This window comes from Bacillus sp. 2205SS5-2 (genome assembly GCF_037024155.1).
Classification (GTDB): Bacteria; Bacillota; Bacilli; order Bacillales; family Bacillaceae_K; genus Bacillus_CI.
This window is the reverse complement of the sequence record NZ_JAYKTS010000009.1, coordinates 1-24,314: the sequence shown is the minus strand read 5'-3', so window position 1 is coordinate 24,314 and position 24,314 is coordinate 1. Positions and strand designations below refer to the sequence as shown.

Sequence of the window (24,314 nt, the reverse complement as noted above, 5' to 3'; positions counted from 1 at the left end):
TGATTATTGCTTACTATTTATGTAATTCACAGCATCACCAACTGTGCCAATTTTTTCAGCGTCATCATCTGAAATTTCCATTTCAAATTCATCTTCTAGTTCCATCACTAGCTCGACAACGTCTAAAGAATCAGCTCCTAAATCATCTTTAAAAGATGCTTCAAGTTTTACTTGTGCTTCATCTACTCCAAGACGGTCAACTACAATTTTTGTTACACGATCTAATACTTCTACCATTTTAGTACACCCCCTTTCAAGTCATTATAGTCAATTACGGAGAAAAAATAAAATGTTTTTTTCTTTCAACCATCATATCCTAACTTACATGACCATGCCACCATCAACATGAAGAGTCTGCCCCGTGATATAAGCTGCATCGTCTGACGCGATAAATGAGACAAGCTTTGCAATATCCCTAGGCTCCCCTAATCGTGCTAATGGTATTTGCTTTAACATTTCATTTTTAACGTCATCAGAAAGCTGATCTGTCATATCCGTGGAAATAAAACCAGGTGCAATCGCATTTACGGTAATATTTCTGCTTGCCAGCTCTTTAGCAGTGGTTTTCGTTAAGCCAATTACGCCTGCTTTAGCAGCCACATAATTGGCTTGACCAGCGTTTCCACTAACGCCAACAATGGAGGCAATATTGATTATCCGACCTTTTCTTTGCTTCATCATTTGTCTTGTTACTGCTTTCGTGCAAAGAAATACGCCCTTCAAGTTTGTATTGATGACCTCGTCCCATTCGGCTTCTTTCATTCTCATAAGTAAGTTATCTCGTGTTATCCCAGCATTATTGACTAAAATGTCCAAAGTGCCAAATTCGGCTATTGTTCTTTTTATCATACTCGACACGGCTTCTCCATCACTTATGTCTCCTTGAATGGCAAGAGCTTGTCGTCCCATTTTTTTAATCTCATCGACGACTTCATTCGCTTTTGCTTCACTGCCAGCAAAATTGACGACCACATGAGCTCCTTGAGAAGCTAGCTCAAGCGCTACTGCTCGACCAATTCCTCTAGAAGCGCCGGTTACTAGGACTGTTTTTCCGTCTAGTTTCATGATTTATTCTCCTTTAAGGTTTGAATCGTTTTTTGTAAACTTGCCTCATCGTGGACTTGCAACGTAACCGCAGCTCTATTTATTTTTTTTATTAGACCTGACAATACCTTTCCAGGACCAATTTCAACAAAGGTCGTTACTCCTTGTGAAACCAACTCATTGATTGTATCTTCCCATAACACTGGTGAATACAATTGTTCTTCAAGCAAAGAAGAAAATTGATCGCAGCTAGTCACTGGTTGAGCTGTTACATTTGAAATCACCGGAAAAGAAGCATCTCGGAAATTAATATGTGCTAAGACGTTAGAAAATTGCTCGGCTGCAGGTTTCATTAAGGATGAATGAAACGGTCCACTCACTACAAGAGGAATAATTCTCTTTGCTCCCTCTTCCTTTGCCCGCACGGATGCCTTCTCTACACCCATTTTCGTGCCGGAGATAACAATTTGTCCTGGACAATTTAAATTGGCGAGTTGTACCGAATCTCCAGCTGCCGTCGTCTCTTCCATGATAATTTCTAAAGCTTCTTTTTCCATTCCCAAAATCGCACTCATGCTACCTTCACCAAAAGGAACGGCCTCGTTCATAAACTTTCCTCGCTGATACACAGCCTTCACTGCATCTTCAAAATTTAAAGCTTCTGCTGCGACAAGCGCGGAATATTCCCCTAAACTATGACCAGCCGCAAAGTCAGGGATTATCCCCTCCTTTTTCACTAACTCTAAGAAAGCTAGACTTGTCGTCAAAATACCCGGTTGAGCATATTCCGTTTTCGTTAATTCCTCAATCGGACCTTGGAATACCGTCTCTGAGAGGGAGAAAGGTAATACTTGATCTGCTTGTTCAAACACTTTACTCACCTCAGGAAACGCGAGGGCTAGACTCTTCCCCATTCCTACTTGCTGAGAACCTTGACCTGGAAAAACAAATGCCACTTTACTCACACCAGTTTCCTCCTCTTCATTTCTTACTGATTATGATGATCAATCGCTGCTTTAATTGTTGCTGGCACCTCATATTGCACCATCTCATGTGCTTGTTTAATCGCATTAAAAATGGCGTTAGCATTTGATGAACCATGTGCCTTTATTACAGGTGCCTTTAATCCAAACAACCCCGCTCCACCGTATTCAGTGTAATCCATCTTATCTTTGATCGCGCGTAAATCATTTCTTACTAGACCTGCTGCTACTTTAGATTTTAATGAAGAAGTAAACACGTCTTTAATCATAGAAAACATGCTCATCGCGGTTCCCTCGATTGATTTCAGCACCATATTACCTGTAAAACCGTCGGTAACAACCACATCTGCTACTCCTTGTAAGAGATCACGGGATTCAACATTACCCACAAAATGAATATCTACCTCACTTAGTAGAGCGTAAGTTTGTTTTGTTAGCTCTGTGCCTTTTTTCTCTTCCGTACCGATATTTAACAATCCTACTCGAGGGTTTTGAATCCCTCTAACTTTTTCAGCATAAACACTACCCATAATCCCATATTGCAAAAGATGCTCAGGTTTTGCATCTACATTTGCCCCTAAATCCAACATAAGAAATCCCTTGCCATCAATTGTCGGTAGAGTCGGAGCTAATGCAGGGCGATCAATGCCGTCGATCCTACCCACAACAAACAAACCGGCTGCCATTAACGCTCCTGTGTTTCCAGCTGAAATACAAGCATCCGCTTTCCCGTCAGTCACCCACTGACTCATAAGAACCATAGATGCGTTTTTCTTTCTCTTAACAGCACGAACAGGCTCATCCGTCGCTAAAATCTTTTCTTCAGTATGTACAATTTCAATTCTCTCTTTCGATGAGAGCAAAGGAGAAATTTGATTCTCATCTCCAAATAAAATAAAGTTCACTTTAGGGAAGTGTTCTCTGGCTAAAAGCACTCCATTTACAATTTCTGTTGGGGCGTGGTCGCCTCCCATTACATCTATCGCTAAGTTCATTTCCTAACATCCTTTGCTTCTGACTTCGAACGATACATCTCAAAGATACCATTAAACACTAGCTCTTGTCCTACAAAACTATTCACCTCTACTATGGTTCTTCCTTTATCATTTGTAGCGGTAGAGACTTTCGCTTTGGCGATGATGCGCTCTCCTTCTCGAACAGGTCGATGGAAACGGATTTTTGATTCTGCCGTCAGGGCAAGTTCGTCATTTATCACTGCAACTGCTAGAGAATTCGCTTGTGCAAATAAATGATGCCCTCGAGCAATTTGGTTTCTTTTAAAAACATGCTCTCCTCTAACATCAAAAATCGATATGGCACTTTGATCCAGATCTATATCTATAATTTCCCCAATTACTTCTTCAATTGGTAGAGATTTTAATTCACCAGAGATCGTCTTCTCTGCAACGTGTTTGATTCTTTCCCTTAATTCAGGTATGGATAACTCCATACGATCTAACCGGATCGTTTGCACACTCACGCCAAATCGTTCTGACAGTTCATCGTCAGTAATAAATGGATTTTCTCCAATTGTTTCTCTTAATTGTTCTTGTCGTACTTTTTTGGTCAATTTCATCCTTCACACCGTCCAGTATTAGCACTAGGTACTAATAGTAGTATATAAGTTTAAAAAGAAGAATGCAAGAAAATATCCTGCATTCTGCTCTTAATCTAGTTTTTCACCCGTCATAACACCTGAGTTTTGCAAAAACATTCTCAATTCTTGATATTCTTCCTTTTCCCAAAATGCTTGCGATTGAATTAGTTTTTGAGCATCGTCTCTCGCAACTTCCAATGCCCGAAAATCATGTACCATATCGGCTACTTTGAATTCCGGTAGTCCGCTTTGTTTCTTACCAAAGAAATCGCCAGGTCCTCTCAATTCCAAGTCTTTTTCACTTAGAACAAAGCCATCCGTTGTTTCAGTCATCACTTGCATTCGCTCTTTGCCTACTTCTGTTTTGGGATCTGCCAAAAGAATGCAATACGATTGGTAACTCCCTCGTCCTACTCTCCCTCTCAATTGATGAAGCTGAGACAATCCAAATCGTTCCGCATCATATATGACCATCATCGTTGCATTCGGAACATTCACCCCGACTTCTACAACAGTTGTTGAGACAAGGATTTGAACATCATTTTCGCTAAAGTCCAACATGACCGCCTCTTTCTCCTCAGAAGTCAATCTACCATGCATAAGACCAACAGTATATTTCTCTTTAAAGTATAGCGACAATTGTGAATGTACATCAATTGCATTTTGCACATCTAATTTTTCTGATTCTTCAATAAGAGGACATATAACGTAGGCTTGCCGTCCACTTTTCAACTCTTTCTCCATAAACCCTAAGATTCTATCTAACATGTCTTGTTTCGCCCAGTACGTTTCAATCGTCTTTCTTCCTGCAGGCATTTCATCAATATTGGAAACGTCCATTTCCCCAAATACCGTAATAGCCAGTGTTCTAGGAATGGGTGTTGCCGTCATAAATAATACATCTGTTTTTTCTCCTTTTTCGCGGAGAATTCGTCGTTGACCTACACCAAAACGATGCTGTTCATCCGTAATTACGAGTCCTAAAGAATCGAACACCACTTCATCTTGAATGAGTGCGTGCGTTCCGATTAGAACATCTATTTCCTTCGCTCGTAACATCTCTAACAGAATTTTTCGTCGTTTTCCCTTAACAGAGGAAGTAAGTAACGCTACATTTAATCCCACCGGCTCGAGAAGTTGCATTAAGGATTCTGCATGTTGTTCTGCTAATATCTCTGTTGGTACCATCAGCGCCCCTTGAAAACCAGCAGTCACACTTGCATATAAAGCAATAGCCGCAACGACCGTTTTACCTGAACCCACATCCCCTTGAAGAAGGCGATTCATTCGATGAGGAGATTTCAAGTCGGCAAAAATTTCATTGATCACTCTCTTTTGCGCATTCGTGAGAGGGAATGGCAACGAATCAATGAGTGCTTTCACTTTTTGCAAATCGTACTTTTGTGACATGCCGAATGAATTTTCTCTTTCGAATTTTCTTAATCCTTGCATTTTCAATTGAAAATGTAAAAACTCTTCATAGACAAAGCGTCTACGAGCCTGTTTCATGTCTTCAGGTGAAGCAGGGAAATGTAATTTTTCTAAGGCTGTTCGCCGATCGACGAGCTTATATTGTTGGAGAAGATGAATAGGTAAATTTTCAATTATATCCTCACCATATTTAGAAAACGCTTGATCTAATAGCTTTCTTATAGTGACTGATGTGATGGACCCTTTTAACGAATAAAGAGGCTCGAAATCCTTTTTGGTTGTTTGAGGACCGAGGGTATAGCTTTGAACCGTAGTAATTTGGCGATGCTTGTCCCATTTACCACTTACTGTGATCGTCTGACCGATAGCAATTTTCTTTTTTAAATAAGGTTGATTAAAAAAAACGGCTTGAATCAGGTATCGATCAACTAGAAGCCTAACTGTAAGTCGGTTTTTCTTACGACTATAATACATAAGAGAAGGTTCGCTATGAACCTTCCCCTCTACTGTTACTCTCTCTTCGTGAGCCACTTCCGATAACTCTTTTAAGCGAAAGTCATCATAGCGATAGGGAAGGTATTCAAATAAATCACCTATCGTGTAAATACCTGTTTCCTCTAACTGACGAGCGGTTTCTTGTCCTACACCATCTAATACCGAAATCGCTAAGTCGGCACTCTTCATTATTTTTTATCTAGCGGGATGCCAAAGATTTTTGCCTCAAGCTCACGTCCTGTTGGCGTAGCAGCTAGACCTCCTTGGGCGGTTTCTCTGAGCGCTACGGGCATGCTTTGACCAATACGATACATCGCATCTATTACTTCATCACAAGGGATGCGACTTTGAATTCCAGCTAAGGCCATATCTGCTGCTACCATTGCATTAGCCGCTCCCATTGCATTGCGCTTGACACATGGGACTTCCACCAGGCCAGCTACTGGATCACAAACGAGTCCTAACATATTTTTTAATGTAATCGCCATCGCTTCAGCACATTGCGAAGGGGTACCTCCTGCTAACTCGACAATGGCTGCAGCTGCCATACCTGCTGCAGACCCTACCTCAGCTTGACAACCACCTTCTGCTCCCGATATAGAGGCATTATTTGCAACAACAAACCCAAAGGCCCCTGAAGTAAACAAGAAAGACACCATTTGTTCACGGGTTGGTTTCAGTTTACTTTTAACAGCAAACAAAGTTCCAGGTACAACTCCTGCTGATCCAGCTGTAGGAGTTGCACAGATGGTTCCCATAGCCGCATTGACTTCATTAGTTGCAACCGCTTTGCTCACTGCATCCAAAATCGTTTCTCCGCTCAGTACATTCCCCTTCTCAATATACTTTTTCATTAGTACAGCATCTCCGCCAGTTAATCCTGAATGAGACTGGACGCCACCTAATCCTTTTTCAACTGCTTGTTCCATCACCTCTAGATTTCGCTCCATTATCGATAGAATTTCCGCTTTTGATTTCCCTTTATACTTCATTTCTTGTTCAATCATAATCTCAGATATTTTTTTATTTTGACTCTCCGCTAACTCTACAAGTTCAGCCACATTTCGAAACATATTATCCTCTCCCTAACAGTCGTGTAAACGCTATCATATTTTCGTTTTATACATTTAATCTACAATTCTTGTTACTTGGGTAATATTAATAAGCTGACCAATTTCCATTAAAATTTCGTCACTTATATTTTGATCAACCTCAATGGTCATTAACGCCATTTTCCCCATCTCTTTTCGCGACACTTCCATATGACCGATATTAATGTGATGCTGAGCTAATATTGTCGAAACAGAAGCAATAGCACCAAAACGGTCATCGTGAACAACAAGAATAGCAGGATGATGGCCACTTAGCTTTAATTGAAAGCCATTAAGTTCAATGATTTCAATTTTTCCTCCACCAATGGAAATTCCGACAAGCTCCATGGTTCCTTGGTCGTCTCCTATATGAATTCTTGCCGTATTTGGATGTTCCGTTATGGCGTCCTCTTCAATAAAAGTGATACTCATACCGTTTTCTTTCGCTAGCTCAATGGAAGAGATAATCCGTTCATCATCCGTATCAAAATCCAATAATCCACCGATTAACGCTACATCTGTCCCATGACCTCTGTACGTTTTTGCAAATGATCCATAAAATGAAATTGTGGCCCACTTAGGTTCTCTTCTAAATAAACTCCTAGCAACCCGACCGATTCGAGCCGCACCCGCCGTATGAGAACTCGATGGACCAATCATCACAGGACCAATAATATCAAATACCGATTTGTATTTCACATACACCTCTCCCTTCTCTTTCTGAACTATATTCTATAAGCAAATAGAAGGGGGACCCCCTTCTATTTTTTAAGTACTATTCAATTGAAAATATAAATGAATACAAAGGTTGTTTGCCGTTATGTGTTTCAACTTCAACTTCTCCAAATTGATTTTCTACAAATTCCTTTAGGCTTGTCACTTCCTCTGTAGAAACATCTTCACCGTAAAGAATCGTTAAGATTTCAGACTCTTCATCAATCATATCTTGTAGTAATAATTTTGCTGTTTCTACTTTACTCGAATTGGTTAAGATAATTTTCCCATCAGCAATACCCATAAAGTCATCTTTGCTTATTTCAACACCGTCGATATTCGTATCACGAACAGCATACGTAATTTGACCAGTCTTTACAAAAGAAAGCGCTGCACTCATACCGGACTGGTTATCCTTTAATGGTGCGGATGGGTTGAATGCGAGAAGGGCAGCCATACCTTGAGGTACTGTTTTAGAAGGGATGACGATTACTTCTCCTTCAGCGACTTGAGCAGCTTGCTCAGCAGCCATAATGATATTTTTATTATTCGGAAGAAGAATCACTTTTTCAGCATTAGCTTCTTTAATTGCTTTAACGATATCTTCCGTACTTGGATTCATCGTTTGTCCACCTTCAATGACATTCGTCGCTCCAATGCTTCTAAAGAGATCCGCTATACCTTCTCCCATTGTTACGGTCACTATTCCGTATTCTTTCTTTTCGTTCTTTTGTTCAGTCTTTCTTTTCTTAGATGGTGTTAGTGTTGAATTACCAACAATAGAGGTGTGTTGCTCACGCATATTTTCGATTTTCATCTTGATTAAATCACCAAAACGTTGGCCGTACGTCAAAACATCACCTGGTTGCTCAGAATGAATATGCACTTTGACAATATCTTCGTCGGAGATCACAAGAAGTGAGTCACCATATTGGCTTAAATCTTGTCGGAAAGATTCTTCGAGAAAAGGATTTACCGCCATCTTCTCTTCCGTAAACTTCACCATAAACTCCGTACAATATCCAAATTCAATATCTTCTGTATTCATGAAATCCTGAACTTTATGATGTTCAGCACTAACCAATTCTTCCATAGCAGGTTGCATCGATTTCATCTCTGCTAAGGTCTCACCTTTTAATTCTGCTAAAAATCCTTCATACACAAGCAAAAGCCCTTGACCGCCGCTATCAACAACTCCTACTTCTTTCAAAACTGGTAGCAGATCGGGCGTTCGATTTAGGGATGCTTGACCTTCTTCAACCACTTTTCCCATAAAATTAATAAAATCAGGCTCATCTTTCGCCACTTCTACAGCTTTTTTCGCAGCATCTTTGGCCACGGTTAAAATTGTGCCTTCTACCGGTTTCATGACAGCTTTATAGGCTGTTTGAACCCCTGCATCTAACGCTGAAGCAAATTCTACGGTTGAAACTTCCGCTTTGGATTCGATTGCCTTCCCAAAACCTCTAAATAGTTGGGACAAAATAACACCCGAATTACCGCGTGCCCCCATTAGCAAGCCTCGTGAAAGTGAGGCAGAAACTTTCCCAATGTTCCCTTGGGTATTTTCCTTTACTTCTTTTGCTCCTGATGTCATTGATAAGTTCATGTTAGTTCCAGTGTCTCCATCTGGAACCGGAAATACGTTAAGTGCATCGACCATTTGCGCATTTGCTGCTAAGTGGTTGGCTCCTTGTATCACCATTTCTGCAAAACGATTTCCTTCTAATGCTGTAATTGACACAAATCTTTCCTCCTCACTACGGGTTCGTTACTCGAACTCCTTGTACAAAAATATTAACGGAATCAACCGATAATCCGACGGTTTTATCCAAAGTATATTTCACTTTTGATTGAACATTATTAGCAACTTCAGATATTTTCGTTCCGTAGCTTACAATGATATACATATCAATATGTACTTCTTCCGCTTCTTGGCGAACAATCACACCACGTGTGAAATTTTCTTTTCGTAATATGTCTGTTAAACCGTCTTTAATTTGGCTTTTTGAAGCCATTCCTACGATTCCGTAGCAATCTACAGCTGCACCACCTGCAATCATAGCAATTACATCGTTTGAAATATCGATTTGCCCTAATTTGTTAGTTAGTTCGATGGACATTTATCGTTCCCCCTTTAATGTGTAGTAGAGCTGAGTCTCTTTAAAACATACCTACAGCTACTATACAATACTTGCTTGACTAAAGTCATTTTACTATAACTACTATATTTTTAAAAGCTAAAGTAACCATGTATTATATAAAATACCCCTTATATGCCCTAATATTCCCTCATCCATATCATAGTGTCTAGTATTAACCTTGGGATTAACTACGGTTTTTTTAAGAAGTCTATCAATTATTTCACCATGAATAAGATAGAAAAATTTTACTTATCTTCCTAAATAACAATTGCTTTAACATCAGTGAAGAGAATGTTTGCAAGGATTGTTGCTATTCAATGCAGGATATAGATTATTTAAATAAAGTTTTGGGAGATCACAACGCATCATTTCGGTAGAAATCACTGGAAACAAGGAGGAAGGATAGTCTATTAAATTCAAATAGTAGCATTCTTACGAAGAGAAGCTGATCGATTGAGATAAGCCTCTCCACTTTCAAACCCCGAAAGTAATTCAGTTTATCTTTTCAACACGAAAACCTAAGCTAGGTTAGCGGCTTCATTTAGTTGTTCAGGCGATCGTGCCACACCCAAGGTAGCTGCGCCAATTTCTTGAATGGTTAGAGTCAAAGTATCTATCATTTGTTGAACTTTTGCAGCTCTTTTTGAACTTTCTTACGCTGATTCGGCAATTTTTTCAAATACCGTATTTGTGTTTATAGCTGTTTCTTTTCCACTTAAAACGGCTTGATCAACTTGATTAAGAGAATTTGTAACATCTGACGTAATCAAGTTGGATTGATTAACTAAAGTTTGAATTTTTGCGACTGAACCTTTTGTTTGTGCAGCAAGCTTCCTTACCTCTCCAGAGACAACTGCAAACCCTTTTCCACGCTCCCCGGCTCTTGCGGATTCAACCGCTGAATTTAATGCTAATAAATTTGTTTAATCAGCAATTTCTTTTACGAGTGAAACGACTTGTACCATTCTCTGACTCGAGTTTTTAATTGTTGAAAAAGTCCATTCATTTATTCGGTGTCTTTCGTGACATCTTGAATTTTCCCGACTAATTCCAGCATACTCATTTTCCCACTTTCCGCTAATTGTTGTGCGGAACTCGTTTCTTGATTTGTTTGGTGAACTGACTCTTTAACTTCAACATTGTTCTGAACGAGCGTTTCCATTGAAGCATGTGTTTGTTCTGCAAAGGCAACAAGTTCTGTACTTATGTCAAAAATTTCCCTTTAAGATCCAGATTAATTTGTTCATATTGTTGCGATTGTTGACGAAAATTTCCTTCTTCGTACTTCTCTACGACAATTTGCTGTTTTAAGTTTAATAGTTTAAGAGATGATTGGATGAGGACGACCTGTCGATCTGATTGACTTTCTAATTCAAAAACGGATTGAATCACCCACTCTTGAAGAGTCTGAAATACCCCCATATACCAATCGGGCTTTAAGCCAATTCTGTAATGGATCATGGCAACACATAATCTTTTTTCGACAAATTCATCATCTATTACTCCATTAAATAATTCGATAAAATGCCTCGTTAACGTTTGTCTTAATTTCTCCACTGAACTATATTGATTAATGATTGTTTCTAACTGCGGAATTACCAATATCGTTCGATGGCATGAATCGACTATTTCAGGGACATTTTCCTCAATCATTGGCTGGAGAGTCGTAATATTACTTAAATCTTGTTCTGTAATATGAAGTATAGTGATTTTCTCAGAAGTAGCAGAACCCAATACATTTATTTCTCCCTTTTTCATCACAAAATCTTTGTTTTTTTCTTCTTCATCAAACCCAACATGTACAACACACTCTGTCTATACAGTTTTCGTTGAAACGGACTCCAACAAAAACTTCCAAATATTTTCCGTTTTTTGATCAAACTCAAAAGTTAGATGAAAAAAAAGTGAATTCAGCCTATTTCTTTCATATCTTAAGTCCTAGATTTCCCACTTTCCCAAACTGTCTATTCCATTACAATTTCTTATGAATGTATTTAAAGTGTGTTACGTCCCACAACATGATTTAGGATTATTGCAAACCGTCCCATTTTCTAAACGGCACCACATTTCTAAATAAGTTTTTGTTTGTGTATTGCATTATGGTGAGGGGTGTGATAAATTATTAAAGTATGTTTGAGATATTGAATGATTTGTGAATCTGAAATTACTATTCAGCTTCATTTTTGTGAGGAGGGAATAACATGCCAAAAAAATGCGTAGTTACAGGCCGTAAAGCTCGTTCTGGTAACGCTCGCTCCCACGCGATGAACGCTACTAAGCGTACTTGGGGCGCTAACCTTCAAAAAGTTCGCATTCTTGTAGACGGAAAGCCTCAACGTGTATGGGTTTCTGCAAGAGCACTAAAATCAGGTAAAGTGGAACGCGTTTAATACGCGCTCAAGGTATTTGCATAACTGCAAATACCTTTTTATTTTTATCTCCTCCTGTTTCTTAGTTATTTTTTGAATTGTCATAGACATATTACATACGAAAAGGATCCCTCGAAACCTATTATTTTCACATTTTATTTACATTTGCGAAAACAGCCTATCATAAAAAAAGAAAACACCCCTGCGGGTGTTTTCTTTTTTTACTATTCTTTCTTAAACGTTCCAAGCATGGCACGTACGAGCCCACCTAGAAATCTTGGTAATTTAATGGTATAAAATCTCATAGTAAAATTCCCTCCTCATGAATCGTAAAGCCATATTCCTTATTGACGTTGTATTCTATTCTTCGGAAAGTTTTTTGTACATGATTGAAAGGATTTTAATCTTCGCTTCTTACCATCAATAATATGCCGTCGCTAAATGAAAAAGTACCATTGAATTGAATTAGTTCATTACTAATACAAAGTGTAGACCCTAATGAAATATGATGATTGATTAACTCATACTTAAATCCTGACAGAGTTAAACCTCTCACCTCTTGGCTGACGGGGAAAAAAGATATGTATCTTTTGGAATCCAGTTTTTCAATTGTATAATGTCCCGGTTGAAAGACATTCAAGCGATTTTTTCGGTCAATCAATTCGATTTTTATTGATTCTTCTTTATTCATTGTGCGAATTAGCAATTGAATATTCGCCATAAAATGATCTAGTCGGCCACCAGTCCCTCCAAAAATACGGATTTTGTCGGGATTCTGCTTTACAGCCCAATTTAGGGCAAGCTCCATATCTGTTTCATCTTTCTCTGGTTGATATTGATTAATCTGCTTGGCATATTGTTGAATTTCTTCCCATTCCTCTTGAGATACCGAGTCAAAATCACCAAATGCCCTTTCAGGTATGATCCCTTGTTTTAACAAGATATAAACACCCTTGTCAACCCCGACCCATAGGACATTTTTTTCATTCCATTCGGATAATAAAGGGAGTTCCGTTTGAGGTCCTCCTCCTACAATATAAATATTCAATTCTATCACCCCTTCAAGCGTTTTATTACTCTATTCATAACCTAAATCACTTTCCTTGTCTTCATACAGGACTCTATGTTATATATCATTGCTACTGAAACGATAATTTTAAGAAACATCTATTTTAGTATAGATTTCATTTAATTAACTACAAACAAAAGTCTCGAAAACAGCCTAACCCGCAAATAAAAGAGGAGGCTTCTGAAGAAACACTCTCCCCCTTAAGCTCTCCTCTTGTTTATTTCGACAATACTCCTAGGCGGATGGCTTCAATCGCCTGTTGACGATTCTCTTGGCTATAAATAGCAGAACCTGCAACGAACACATCTGCTCCTGCTTCATAGCATAACTTCGCAGTTTCTGGATTGATTCCCCCATCCACTTCAATTTCAATGGCTAATCCTTTTTCGCGAATCCAGTTTCGAACGGTGGTAATTTTCGGCAAAACAGTTGAAATAAAGGACTGACCACCAAATCCAGGATTCACGGTCATCAGCAGAACCATATCAACTTCTTCAAGCACATGTTGAATCATTTCAGGTGGAGTACTGGGATTCAAAACAACTCCCGCTTTTACCCCGTACGATTTAATTTGTTGAAGTGTACGATGTAAATGGGGACACGCCTCAGCATGGACAGTAATAATGTCGGCTCCTGCTTTCGCAAAATCCTGAATATACCGTTCTGGGTGTTCGATCATTAAATGAACATCTAATGGCATTTTCGTAATCGGACGAACAGCTGCAACGATCAAAGGACCAATGGTGATATTGGGTACGAAATGACCATCCATCACATCAATATGGATATAATCTGCTCCTCCTCTTTCAACATCTTCAATTTCATTTTTCAGTTGAGCAAAATCGGCTGACAATATGGATGGGGCAATTTTAATCATAGTTAATACCTCGGCTTTCTGTCTTTAATTTCTTCGTAAAACTGTTGGTAATGTTCATAGCGATATTCAGGAATTTCACCTGAATTCACCCCTTGTTTAACGGCACATTTCGGCTCATTCATATGGAGGCAGCCTCTGAATTTGCACTTTTCACCGAATTTCACAAAGTCTGGAAAGCAAAGCGGCAATTGATCTAGCTCAATACTTGTAAATTCTAACGAACTAAAACCTGGAGTATCTGCAACAAACCCTCCTTCAATTGCGATGAGTTCAACATGCCTTGTAGTGTGCTTCCCCCTTCCAAGGTGGGAAGAGATATCATCTGTTTTTAAAGCTAAATCAGGTTGAAGGGCATTTAGTAAGGAACTTTTCCCTACTCCCGATTGTCCCGCAAACACAGAGATTTGATCTCGAATATACGGACTTAACTCATCTAGTCCCTCCATTGAAAAAGAAGATGTGGCGATCACTTCATATCCTATCGATCGGTATTGTTCAATATATGAAAGAATTTGTCCCTTCATCTCTTCGGGAACAATGTCCATTTTTGTCACACAAATAAGTGGAGTGATTTCCTTCTCTTCAATCAAAACTAGAAAACGATCCAACAATGAGGTACTAAAGTTAGGTTCTACAGCTGAGAAAACCAGAATTGCTTGCTCCACATTCGCAATGGGCGGACGAACTAACTCATTTTTTCGAGGCTTTACTTCTAAAAGATAGCCTTCCTTTTCGTTTTCTGCTTGAAAAACAACATAGTCACCTACAAGAGGGGTAATTTTATTTTTACGAAAAACCCCTCTCCCTCTGCATTGGACAACTCTGTCGCCATCTTGAACATAATAAAATCCACTCAGAGCTTTGATAATTTTTCCTTTAGGCATTTCAGTCCTCCTCTTATCACTCACGTTATTGTGCTTGTTCAAATGTCAGTTCATCCTCCAAAATCACTTCTCCATCTCTAATCACCTTCCACGTAGCCTTATCTCCTTCTTCAATATAGAAATTGAACGTGTACGGTTTATCGGCTGTGATTTGAAAAGTATCAACTTCTTCATTGCTTACGGTTGAATCTTGATAATAAACTGTCACTTCATTCGGACTTGAATCCTCTGGCGGCTCTGAAGGCTCATAGGGAATCGTAATGGTTTTGGTCACTTGTCTTGGAGGTAATGGCTCTTTTCCTTTTGATAAGACGACCTTTACTGTAGATCCTACTTCTATTTCAGTGCCTGGTTGAGGAGATTGACGAATGACACGATTGGGTGAAACTGTACCACTATACTCGTAGTCGTCTTCAATCGTGATATTGATTTTCTTATCTTCTTCATAGTTATTAAGTTCATTAAATGACATATTTTGCAAATCATCTAACGTAACTATTTCAACGCCCTGACTCACATCAAGAGTGATTTCTGTTTCGCTCGGCACGAATAGTTCCCCAGATTCTAAACTTTGTTTCGTGATGGTTCCTTCAGGTTCAGTACTATAATCAAGTTCCTGGTTCACGGTAAAACCAGCTGCTTCTAATTGCTTTTTGGCCTGTTCATAACTTTTGCCAACGTAATTTTCGAGTGAATATGTTTTTTTACCCGAACTAATAAAAAGGTCTATTTTGGATCCTTCTTTTACGAAACTACCTGCTTTTGGCTCACTTTTGATAATTAGTCCTTTTTCTATCTCTTCATCGGAAATTTCTTTTTCTGCTCCCACATCGAGCTCATGGTTTACAATGATGCTATAAGCTTCACTTAAGCCCTTTTCACTTATATCAGGAACTTCTACATCCTTTGGTCCCATCAATTGTGGAAGCACAAAATATGCTGCTGTTCCTAATCCCACTACCATTAAAAACAATAATATCCATGGCCATTTCCTTCTTTTCTTTGGATTCTGAATGGGCTGTTGCGGCGTCTGAACATTTGTGAGTTCTGACGTATCATGAATTTTTGTATCCGAAAGATGACTATCAACGTGTTGATCCGTTATCACCGGTATCGCACGCGTCGCCTCTTCATCAATCGGTACAGAGAATTTCGGTTCATTTAACCTGTTTGGATCTAATGATGAAGATAGATCCTCTCGCATTTCTTCTACATTGTTGTAACGCTGAAAAGGATCCTTTGCCGTCGCTTTTAATACGATATTCTCAATGCTTTGAGGTACCTCTTGATTCCATCTTTTCAATGAAGGGGTTTCTGCCTGTAAATGTTTTAAGGCAATCGATACCGCAGATTCCCCTGAGAACGGAAGACGCCCTGTAAACAATTCGAACATGACGATTCCGAGTGAATAAATATCAGATTTATTGGTTGCCATACCGCCTCTTGCTTGTTCTGGAGATAAATAATGGACAGAACCTAAGACGGAATTAGTTTGTGTTATAGAAGTATTTGTCAACGCCATGGCGATCCCAAAATCGGTGATCTTTACTGTACCTCCATGATCGATCAAAATATTCTGTGGCTTAATATCTCGGTGAATAATATGGTGTTGATGAGCATGTTCGATGGCCGACGTTAACTGTTCCATAATATCAATCGCTTTATCCAACGAAACAGGATAGTACTTTTGTATGTATTGCTTAAGCGTTAACCCATCAATATACTCCATTACTAAATAATAAATTCCATCATCTTCACCGACATCAAAAATATTCACGATATTAGAATGAGCAAGACTTGTTGCTGATTGGGCTTCCCGTTTAAATCGTCGAATAAATTCATCTTCATTTGCAAAATCCATCCGCAAAACTTTTATCGCCACATCACGGTCAAGAATCATATCTGTAGCAAGGTATACGTTCGCCATTCCTCCTCCACCAATCGTTTCGAGGACTTTATAGCGACCACTAATTCTTTTTCCTATTAACAACCCTTTCACCTACTCTCATAGCCATCAACATATTCAAGCAAAACAATAGAAATATTATCTTCGCCTCCATGTTCATTAGCTAAGCCAATCATATTCTGTGCCCTGTCTTGTAAACTGGTTGAAGATGTAAGAATAATCATCATTTCATCCTCAGACAATTTATTACTTAGTCCATCTGAACATAAAAGTAACAAATCTTCCTCTTCAAACATAATGGTTTTAACGTCTACTTCTACTGAATTCTCAGTTCCTAATGCTCGGAGGAGGACATTCTTCCTGGGATGCATCTCAGCATCTTCGCGTGAAATTTGGCCGGTTCTCACCAATTCATTTACAAAAGAATGATCATTCGTCATTTGATGTAATCCTGTTTCATTATGTATGTAGCCACGACTATCGCCAATATTTGCGATGGTCAAAAAACGATTTGTGCAAATTGCTGCCACAACAGTGGTCCCCATTCCTTCACACCCAGGATGTTCGCTCGCATGTTCGTAAATCTTTTTATTCACGTTTAAAATATGCGTATTGAACCAGTCCTCAGATGCCTGAGCGGTTTCGAACTTATCCGTTTGTTGCCAATATTGCGCTAGTAGTTCCACGGCCATTTCGCTTGCAATATCACCAGCATTATGACCTCCCATACCATCAGCAACGATAGCAAGGCGGTCTCCATGGGAATTCACAAAAACTCCTCCATGATCTTCATTATGCTGACGAACTTTCCCTGTATCTGTGAAAAAAACAGCTTTCATATTCGTCACCTCGTTTCATCTTCTCTATCAATACAATTGCAATCAAATATCATTATGCACTTCATGAGGTAGTCAGTCCATCATAATCGGTAACCCACTAGACGTGCTCGAGCCGTTTAGTGACTAGCGCTGGTTTTTTCGGTCTGTTATATCAATACGACTTTCACCATAAATTCTCCTGTTTTACGTTAGAGAATCTATCCTAAAGTGGCTCTTAATAGGATTCTTTTTTGATAAAGCTTGAAATGAAAAACCCATCACCACCAAAGTCTTGCGGAAGGACTTGAAGAGTGTTTTTTTCAATCAACGGTTGAACGAATTCAGGTAGTGTCGACAGCGGATGAAGTTCAAAATCTGAATGTTTTTCCAAAAAAGCATCTACCGTTCCTTTATTTTCATTTTGGTCCACTGTGCACGTACTATAAACAAGAATTCCACCTTTTTTCAAAAGAGGAGCTACTTCATCCAAAATGTCTAGTTGAATTTTTTGCAAAGACATGAGATCTTTTTCTGTTTTATTATACTTAATATCCGGCTTTCTTCTTAATACCCCTAAACCCGAACATGGAGCGTCTACGAGAATACGATCTAGTGACTCATTATCAATAATATTTTGTGCTTTTCGACTATCGGTCGTCTTGGTTGTGATGTTGGTTAATCCCAACCTATCAGCATTTTCACGAATAAGCTTCACTTTGTGTTCATGTAGATCAAGAGCGAGCACGCTCCCAGTATTGTCTAATTTTTCTGCAATATGGGTTGTTTTACCTCCTGGAGCTGCACATGCATCTAGCACATTTAGTCCTTTTTCAAGCCCAAGAGCATATGCAACAATCATCGAGCTTTCATCCTGGATGGTGAATAATCCTTTTTTAAACGCAGATGTTTTCGCTAAATTCCCTTTTATAGCGCGAATTGCTTCGGGGATAATCACACTTTTTTCTACCTCAACGCCTTCCTCATGTAACATATCAACGACTGCATCCACTGTAATTTTTGTGACATTGACTCGTGCGGATTGAAAAGGAGCAAGAATATTGGTTTCACACATTTTTTTCGTTTTTTCAATCCCGAACTGTGCAACCCATCTATTCACTAACCAAAGAGGGTGACTGGTTTCCACACTGAGTCGTTCTACTTCGTCCTTAATTAGGTCTAATGATTGAACACCATCGCGTTGAACCGACCGCAAAACACCATTAACCATGCCGGATATGCCTTTATGACCTTTTCGCTTCGAAATTTCAACCGCCTCAAAAATAACCGCTCTGTCTGGAATTTTATCTAGGTAGAGCATTTGATAAAGGGAGAGTCTCAGCAGTTGCTGAACCCAACTTTCAATCTTCTTTTTCAAAAAAGGCGTTAAATAATAGTCTAGTGTTAGTTTTCGTTGAATAGTACCATACGTTAATTCTGTCACTAAACCAATATCCGGACCTGTTAATTCGTATTTTTTTATTACTGAATTTAGCAAAAGATTACTATATGCTTGATTTTTTTCAACTGATTCTAAAACTTCTAACGCCGCTTCACGTACCGATTTTTTTTGTTTACTCATAATCTACTCCTAATACAACTCCTTCGGTCAATCCTGAGCCAGCCCCTCGTAAATATTGTTCCGCACTCATTTGTTTTTTCCCCGAGGGTTGTAATAATATAATCTTTATACTTATTAAGTTTCCAGTTGCTACTACAAATCCGTCTTCATGGATTTCAATAACTTCTCCAGGAGTTCCCTCTGATTTGGACTGAACTTTCTCTCCCCACCATACCTTAACTACTGATCCTCCTAAAGTTGTAAAAGCTACTGGCCATGGGTTCATTCCACGAATGTGATTGTAAATCTCTTCTCCCGTTTTTGACCAATCAATTTTCTCTTGATTTCGTTTAATATTTCGTGCAAATGTGGCAATTGAATGATCTTGAGGAGTCGCAACAATTTCTTTAGCAATCAGTTTAGGCAATGTATCAGCTAATAAATTTGATCCTGCCATACTTAGTTTATCATGAAGACTACCAACATGGTCTCGCTCGTCAATGTTTACTTCAACTTTACTAATCATATCCCCAGCATCAAGGGCCTCAACCATATACATGATCGTCACGCCAGTTTTTTCATTTCCACGAATAATGCTGTAATGGATAGGCGCTCCCCCCCTTAAATCGGGAAGTAATGAAGCATGAACATTAATACATCCTAAAGGAGGGGCTTCTAATAATGCAGTCGGTAATATTTGGCCAAACGCAGCCGTGATAATTAAATCAGGATTTAAGGATAGAATTTTTTCAACTTCTTCTTCTTGACGAATTTTTTCGGGCTGGAACACGGGAATTCCTTGCTTTATGGCTTCTATTTTCACTGGTGGAGGAGTTAACACACGCTTTCTTCCTACAGGTCGGTCCGGTTGAGTGACGACGCCGATAACCTCATACCCCTCTGTAATAATTCTTTGTAGGACTGGCACCGAAAAATCCGGTGTTCCCATAAATACGATTTTTGTCATTCATTCTCATACCTTTCTAGTTCTTCTTCTTCAACATAACGAATCACCTTGCTCGTGAACAAAACCCCTTGGAGATGATCAATTTCATGTTGGATAGCTCTAGCCAAAAATCCATTTGCGTCGATCTCAAAGGTCCGTCCTTTCCGGTCTTGAGCCTGCACTTTGACAAAACTCGGTCGGGTAACTTCTCCATAAAGACCCGGAAAACTTAAGCACCCTTCCAAATCTGTTTCCTTACCTTTACTTTCGAGAATTACAGGGTTAATTAACTCAATCGTCCCTGCCTCATCTCCTATGTCTACGATTGCGATGGATCGACTCTCACCTATTTGTGGTGCTGCTAAACCGACACCATCAGCTTCTATCATCGTTTCATACATATCTTGTAACAGTTTTTTTAGCTTTTTATCGAAAACCGTTACTTGTTGAGTAGATTGTTCAAGAATCTCTGCTGGATGCTTAACAATAGAAATAATTGCCATTTTTTCCTCCTAATAAACATATACTTACATCATCATAAATGGATTCATATCGATTGAAATCGTCAACCCTTCAGATGAATATTGTGTTTGATAATGCTCCAATAATGCCTTAAGTGTTTCTGATAAGCCTGGTTCCCGCTTGTATTTTATCAGACATTGATATCGATATCTATCGTTTATTCTCGGAATAGGAGAGGCTGATGGTCCCAATACAATTGCCTCTTTTGAAAGTCGCTGGGAAATAAACTTAGTCATTTTCTCTGCGATATTCACCACTTTTAAAAGATCTTCATGTGTAACGTTAACAAGTGTTAGGAAATAAAAAGGAGGATAACTCGATAGCTTTCTCATGCTCATTTCCTGCTGATAAAACGCATCAAAATCTTGCTGACTGGCTAATTGAATAGAATAATGCTCCGGAGTGTAAGTCTGAATAACCACTTCACCTGGTAATTCATGTCTACCTGCTCTCCCGCTCACTTGTGTTAATAATTGAAACGTTTTTTCAGCTGAACGAAAATCCGGTAAGTGGAGCATCGTATCAGCGCTCAGGACTCCAACAAGAGTGATATTCGGAAAGTCTAGACCTTTAGCAATCATTTGAGTGCCTAATAAAATATCCGCTTTCCCTTCAGAAAAGGCGTTCAATAACTTTTCATGGGCACCTTTCCTACTTGTTGTGTCTACGTCCATTCGAATAATACGTGCTTCTGGCAATAATTTTGTTAGTTCTTCTTCTACTTTTTGTGTTCCCGTTCCAAAATACCGAATATAATCACTTTGACAATCTGGGCAGTTTTTCGGAACTGCTTCTTCGTGACCGCAGTAATGACATTTCATACGGCTAGAAGAGCGATGGTATGTCAACGAGATATCACAATGTGGACATTGAAGGACGAATCCACAATCTCGACACATAATAAAGGATGAGTATCCTCTTCGATTTAAAAACAGCACCGTTTGCTGTCTTTTTTCTACACGATCTTGTAGTTTTTCAAACAATTCACGGGAAAACATCGAGCGATTACCTTCTCTTAGCTCTTCCCTCATGTCAACAATCGACACAGACGGCAACGACTGTTGATTCATCCTACTTGGCAAGGATAGGAGGGTATACACTTGTTTTTGAGCTCTTGCAAACGACTCGAGCGATGGCGTAGCACTGCCTAATATCACCGGGCAATTGTACTGCTTTGCTCGGTGAATGGCGACATCTCTAGCATGATACCGTGGATTTTCTTCTTGTTTATAACTCGATTCATGTTCTTCATCTATGATGATAATACCTAAGTTTTCAAAAGGTGCAAATACCGCTGACCGAGCCCCTACGACCACTTTCACTTCTTTTCTTTGAATCTTTCGCCACTCATCATATTTCTCTCCTACAGAGAGCCCTGAATGTAATACTGCCACATCATTACCAAAACGACCTTTAAATCGATGAACCATCTGGGGAGTTAACGCAATTTCGGGAACCAAGACTATCGCTTCTTTTCCGCTCAATAACATCCGTTGAATAGATTGCAAATAAATCTCTGTTTTTCCACTACCTGTTACTCCATAGAGCAAAAATGTGTCGTGTTGGTTTGCATCGATAGAGGAAAAAATTGGAGCAATCGCTGATTCTTGATCAACTGTTAACTCAAGAGGAGTGGTTTTTTGAAATGTGCGATCTCCGTAAGGGTCACGATAAACTTCTTGAGTAGACTCTTTGACCAACCCTTTTTTTATTAACGTTTTAAGTGTGGAAGCCGACGCTTTACTACCTTCTAAAACATCGTTTACGGGAAGTGCGCGCTTTTCCTCTAGCAAAAATGAGAGTATGTCTTTTTGTTTTTGAGCAATTTTCGGCAACGTAGCCAGCGTGCGTTGAACTTCATCCTCATTATCGTTTAATGAAACGATTCTAATATTCCGTTTCTTGCCTCTCTGCTTTACAATATACAAAATCTCAAGATTATCTTTTTTCACTTCTTGATAGAGAAGTGACAATAGATTGTCTGCCTCTGCTTGCTTCCAACTTAGATTTTTCCCTTTATCAAACCAAGGTTGCAGCTCTACAGGAAGCTGTGAAATAGGGCAGCAAAGAATAAATTCTTTTTCATACTTGGCTTTCATCGCTGCAGGAAGCATAGCCTGAAAAGCCGAAACTTTATAGCACAATGTTTCCTTCGTTAGCCAGGTACCTAATCCCAATAACTCTTCATTTAATACCGGCAACATATCGACAGGTGCTGATATTTTTTTTAATTTGTCAAAAGTACTTGTGGACTTCAGTTCTACTACAAATCCTTGTACTTTACGAGGACCAAAAGGAACGATTACTCTCATTCCAGGTAGAATGCTCCCACTCCATTCATCCGGAATCAAATAATCGAACGTTTTGTCTGTCTGCCTTGCCGGTACATCCACAATAATGGAGGCGATGGTGTTTCTCATGAATGTCCTTCCACTCGTTTGGAAATTTCCGTTAGTATCTCCACAGCTGTCTGTTTTTTAGATAGTAATGGCAATTCCTTTTTGTGACCATCTTTCATATATAGGGTGACAATATTTGTATCTCCCCCGAATCCAGCTCCTTCGGTGGTGACATTATTTGCTACAATCATATCAAGATTTTTCTTTTTTAATTTTATAGACGCATATTCTTCTAATGAGTGTGTTTCTGCTGCAAATCCCACTAAGAATTGATTCGTTTTGGTTTCACCTAATGTCTTTAAGATGTCTCTGGTTCGCTTTAACTCAAGAATCAAATGGCCCTCTTGTTTTTTTAGTTTTTTATTCGACACATTCATAGGCGTATAATCTGCAACAGCTGCGCTCTTTATCACAATATCCTGGCTAGGATATTGTTCCATGACGGACTCATACATCTGCTGAGCACTTTCTACTGAGATTACATTCACCCCTTTCGGAGGTTGTAAAAATGAAGGTCCTGATATTAGCGTCACTTCTGCCCCCCACTCATTAGCAATCTCGGCTAGAGAATAGCCCATTTTACCAGATGAATGATTGGTAAAGAATCGAATTGGATCAACACTTTCACGAGTCGGTCCCGCTGTTATCAATATTCTTTTTCCTTGTAATAGTTGAGGCGATAAAAATTGGTTTTCTATTAGCGAAACAATTTTTTCTGGTTCTTCAAGGCGCCCCTTACCCACATATCCACAAGCCAAATACCCTTCACTAGGTTCTACAAACTTATATCCAAAAGAAGCTAATGTCTTAATGTTTTTTTGGAGAGCTGGATGGTCATACATATGTACATTCATTGCCGGAGCGATCCATACTGGCGCTGTGCTAGCAAGTAACGTAGTAGTTAGCATATCATCAGCGATTCCGTTAGCCAATTTCCCGATTACATTTGCCGTAGCAGGTGCTACAAGAATAAGATCTGGCCAATCTGCTAAATCTATGTGTGCGATGACTGAAGGATCTTTCTCATCAAACGTATCTATGTAAACAGCATTACGAGAAAGCGCCTGAAATGTTAATGGTGAAACAAATTCTTGTGCTGATGAAGTCATCAACACCTTCACATTTGCCCCCGTTTGGACAAGCTTACTTGTTAGAGCAGCTGCTTTATAAACAGCAATACCACCAGATACACAGAGCAATATATTTTTTTCCGAAAGCATATTAAAACCCCCATCAGGAAATATTCTTTTTAAAGATTATACCGTAAGAAACGGAAAAGCGCTCTTTCGGCTTCCATCACTTTACTGAGTTAATATCTTTTCATAAGGCTCTTTTTATACGAAAATGGGTTTTGATGCTGATTTTGACACAAAAAAGCACCCTCCCTAAAATGGAATGACCATTTTTAAAGATTGGCTATGGCACCATTACTTGATTTAAGCTGGTTTTGATTTTTGGATATCTACC

At 39.1% G+C, this 24,314-nt stretch carries 24 protein-coding genes and 1 pseudogene; 1 reads left to right on the top strand and 24 read right to left on the bottom strand.

Going from position 1 to position 24,314, the window contains the following annotated elements; all coding sequences use genetic code 11:
- Positions 1-3: 3 nt before the first annotated feature.
- From U8D43_RS08130 to U8D43_RS08075, 13 genes and pseudogenes are all read right to left on the bottom strand, one after another.
- The gene (locus tag U8D43_RS08130; RefSeq protein WP_335870687.1) at positions 4-237 is read right to left on the bottom strand and encodes an acyl carrier protein; all 234 of its coding nucleotides are present in this window, start codon (positions 235-237) and stop codon (positions 4-6) included.
- 84 nt (positions 238-321) lie between these two features.
- Positions 322-1,065 (bottom strand): 3-oxoacyl-[acyl-carrier-protein] reductase, encoded by a 744-nt coding sequence (fabG, locus tag U8D43_RS08125; RefSeq protein WP_335870686.1) that lies wholly within the window; start codon positions 1,063-1,065, stop codon positions 322-324.
- Positions 1,062-2,009, bottom strand: coding sequence for an ACP S-malonyltransferase (fabD, locus tag U8D43_RS08120; protein ID WP_335870685.1), 948 nt, complete (start codon positions 2,007-2,009; stop codon positions 1,062-1,064). Before fabD ends, fabG begins: the two co-directional genes overlap by 4 nt.
- Before the next feature lie 23 nt (positions 2,010-2,032).
- Entirely contained in the window at positions 2,033-3,022 is a 990-nt protein-coding gene (plsX, locus tag U8D43_RS08115; RefSeq protein WP_335870684.1) for a phosphate acyltransferase PlsX, read from the bottom strand.
- Positions 3,019-3,603 (bottom strand): transcription factor FapR, encoded by a 585-nt coding sequence (fapR, locus tag U8D43_RS08110; RefSeq protein WP_335870683.1) that lies wholly within the window; start codon positions 3,601-3,603, stop codon positions 3,019-3,021. Before fapR ends, plsX begins: the two co-directional genes overlap by 4 nt.
- 90 nt (positions 3,604-3,693) lie before the next feature.
- The gene (gene recG, locus U8D43_RS08105; protein WP_335870682.1) at positions 3,694-5,739 is read right to left on the bottom strand and encodes an ATP-dependent DNA helicase RecG; all 2,046 of its coding nucleotides are present in this window, start codon (positions 5,737-5,739) and stop codon (positions 3,694-3,696) included.
- Positions 5,739-6,623 (bottom strand): L-serine ammonia-lyase, iron-sulfur-dependent, subunit alpha, encoded by an 885-nt coding sequence (gene sdaAA / locus U8D43_RS08100; RefSeq protein ID WP_335870681.1) that lies wholly within the window; start codon positions 6,621-6,623, stop codon positions 5,739-5,741. The genes recG and sdaAA overlap by 1 nt, the downstream gene beginning before the upstream one ends.
- A gap of 54 nt (positions 6,624-6,677) precedes the next feature.
- Entirely contained in the window at positions 6,678-7,340 is a 663-nt protein-coding gene (gene sdaAB / locus U8D43_RS08095; protein ID WP_335870680.1) for an L-serine ammonia-lyase, iron-sulfur-dependent subunit beta, read from the bottom strand.
- Between the two features lie 76 nt (positions 7,341-7,416).
- Complete coding sequence (locus U8D43_RS08090; RefSeq protein WP_335870679.1) at positions 7,417-9,099, bottom strand: DAK2 domain-containing protein; 1,683 nt, start codon at positions 9,097-9,099, stop codon at positions 7,417-7,419.
- A gap of 16 nt (positions 9,100-9,115) precedes the next feature.
- Positions 9,116-9,478 carry an Asp23/Gls24 family envelope stress response protein gene (locus U8D43_RS08085; protein ID WP_335870678.1) on the bottom strand — a complete coding sequence of 121 codons (363 nt, stop codon included), beginning with the start codon at positions 9,476-9,478 and terminating at the stop codon, positions 9,116-9,118.
- Positions 9,479-10,152: 674 nt separating this feature from the next.
- A pseudogene (locus U8D43_RS20935) lies at positions 10,153-10,422 on the bottom strand (methyl-accepting chemotaxis protein); the annotation flags it as partial.
- Positions 10,423-10,505: 83 nt separating this feature from the next.
- Complete coding sequence (locus U8D43_RS08080; RefSeq protein WP_335870677.1) at positions 10,506-10,661, bottom strand: hypothetical protein; 156 nt, start codon at positions 10,659-10,661, stop codon at positions 10,506-10,508.
- 41 nt (positions 10,662-10,702) lie between these two features.
- Positions 10,703-11,233 carry a protoglobin domain-containing protein gene (locus U8D43_RS08075; protein ID WP_335870676.1) on the bottom strand — a complete coding sequence of 177 codons (531 nt, stop codon included), beginning with the start codon at positions 11,231-11,233 and terminating at the stop codon, positions 10,703-10,705.
- Positions 11,234-11,700: 467 nt separating this feature from the next.
- Here U8D43_RS08075 and rpmB point away from each other — a divergent pair, with 467 nt between their 5' ends.
- Positions 11,701-11,889, top strand: coding sequence for a 50S ribosomal protein L28 (gene rpmB / locus U8D43_RS08070; RefSeq protein ID WP_335870675.1), 189 nt, complete (start codon positions 11,701-11,703; stop codon positions 11,887-11,889).
- Positions 11,890-12,092: 203 nt separating this feature from the next.
- Here rpmB and spoVM read toward each other — a convergent pair whose 3' ends face one another.
- The 11 genes from spoVM to coaBC all read right to left on the bottom strand — a co-directional run bounded on the left by spoVM (position 12,093) and on the right by coaBC (position 24,067).
- Positions 12,093-12,173, bottom strand: coding sequence for a stage V sporulation protein SpoVM (spoVM, locus tag U8D43_RS08065; RefSeq protein ID WP_335870781.1), 81 nt, complete (start codon positions 12,171-12,173; stop codon positions 12,093-12,095).
- A gap of 95 nt (positions 12,174-12,268) precedes the next feature.
- Positions 12,269-12,922, bottom strand: a complete 654-nt coding sequence (locus U8D43_RS08060; protein WP_335870780.1) for a thiamine diphosphokinase — start codon at positions 12,920-12,922, stop codon at positions 12,269-12,271.
- Between the two features lie 232 nt (positions 12,923-13,154).
- Positions 13,155-13,814 (bottom strand): ribulose-phosphate 3-epimerase, encoded by a 660-nt coding sequence (gene rpe, locus U8D43_RS08055; RefSeq protein WP_335870674.1) that lies wholly within the window; start codon positions 13,812-13,814, stop codon positions 13,155-13,157.
- Positions 13,815-13,816: 2 nt separating this feature from the next.
- Entirely contained in the window at positions 13,817-14,698 is an 882-nt protein-coding gene (gene rsgA, locus U8D43_RS08050; protein WP_335870673.1) for a ribosome small subunit-dependent GTPase A, read from the bottom strand.
- A 25-nt stretch (positions 14,699-14,723) separates the two neighbouring features.
- Complete coding sequence (gene pknB / locus U8D43_RS08045) at positions 14,724-16,697, bottom strand: Stk1 family PASTA domain-containing Ser/Thr kinase (RefSeq protein WP_335870672.1); 1,974 nt, start codon at positions 16,695-16,697, stop codon at positions 14,724-14,726.
- Positions 16,694-17,443, bottom strand: coding sequence for a Stp1/IreP family PP2C-type Ser/Thr phosphatase (locus tag U8D43_RS08040; RefSeq protein ID WP_335870671.1), 750 nt, complete (start codon positions 17,441-17,443; stop codon positions 16,694-16,696). The genes pknB and U8D43_RS08040 overlap by 4 nt, the downstream gene beginning before the upstream one ends.
- A gap of 214 nt (positions 17,444-17,657) precedes the next feature.
- Positions 17,658-19,001, bottom strand: a complete 1,344-nt coding sequence (gene rsmB / locus U8D43_RS08035) for a 16S rRNA (cytosine(967)-C(5))-methyltransferase RsmB (RefSeq protein ID WP_335870670.1) — start codon at positions 18,999-19,001, stop codon at positions 17,658-17,660.
- Positions 18,994-19,947 carry a methionyl-tRNA formyltransferase gene (gene fmt, locus U8D43_RS08030; protein WP_335870669.1) on the bottom strand — a complete coding sequence of 318 codons (954 nt, stop codon included), beginning with the start codon at positions 19,945-19,947 and terminating at the stop codon, positions 18,994-18,996. The genes rsmB and fmt overlap by 8 nt, the downstream gene beginning before the upstream one ends.
- Entirely contained in the window at positions 19,944-20,429 is a 486-nt protein-coding gene (gene def / locus U8D43_RS08025; protein WP_335870668.1) for a peptide deformylase, read from the bottom strand. The genes fmt and def overlap by 4 nt, the downstream gene beginning before the upstream one ends.
- Positions 20,430-20,453: 24 nt before the next feature.
- Complete coding sequence (gene priA / locus U8D43_RS08020; RefSeq protein ID WP_335870667.1) at positions 20,454-22,868, bottom strand: primosomal protein N'; 2,415 nt, start codon at positions 22,866-22,868, stop codon at positions 20,454-20,456.
- Positions 22,865-24,067: a bifunctional phosphopantothenoylcysteine decarboxylase/phosphopantothenate--cysteine ligase CoaBC gene (gene coaBC, locus U8D43_RS08015; protein WP_335870666.1), complete on the bottom strand. Its 1,203-nt coding sequence runs from the start codon at positions 24,065-24,067 to the stop codon at positions 22,865-22,867. Before coaBC ends, priA begins: the two co-directional genes overlap by 4 nt.
- Positions 24,068-24,314 lie beyond the last annotated feature (247 nt).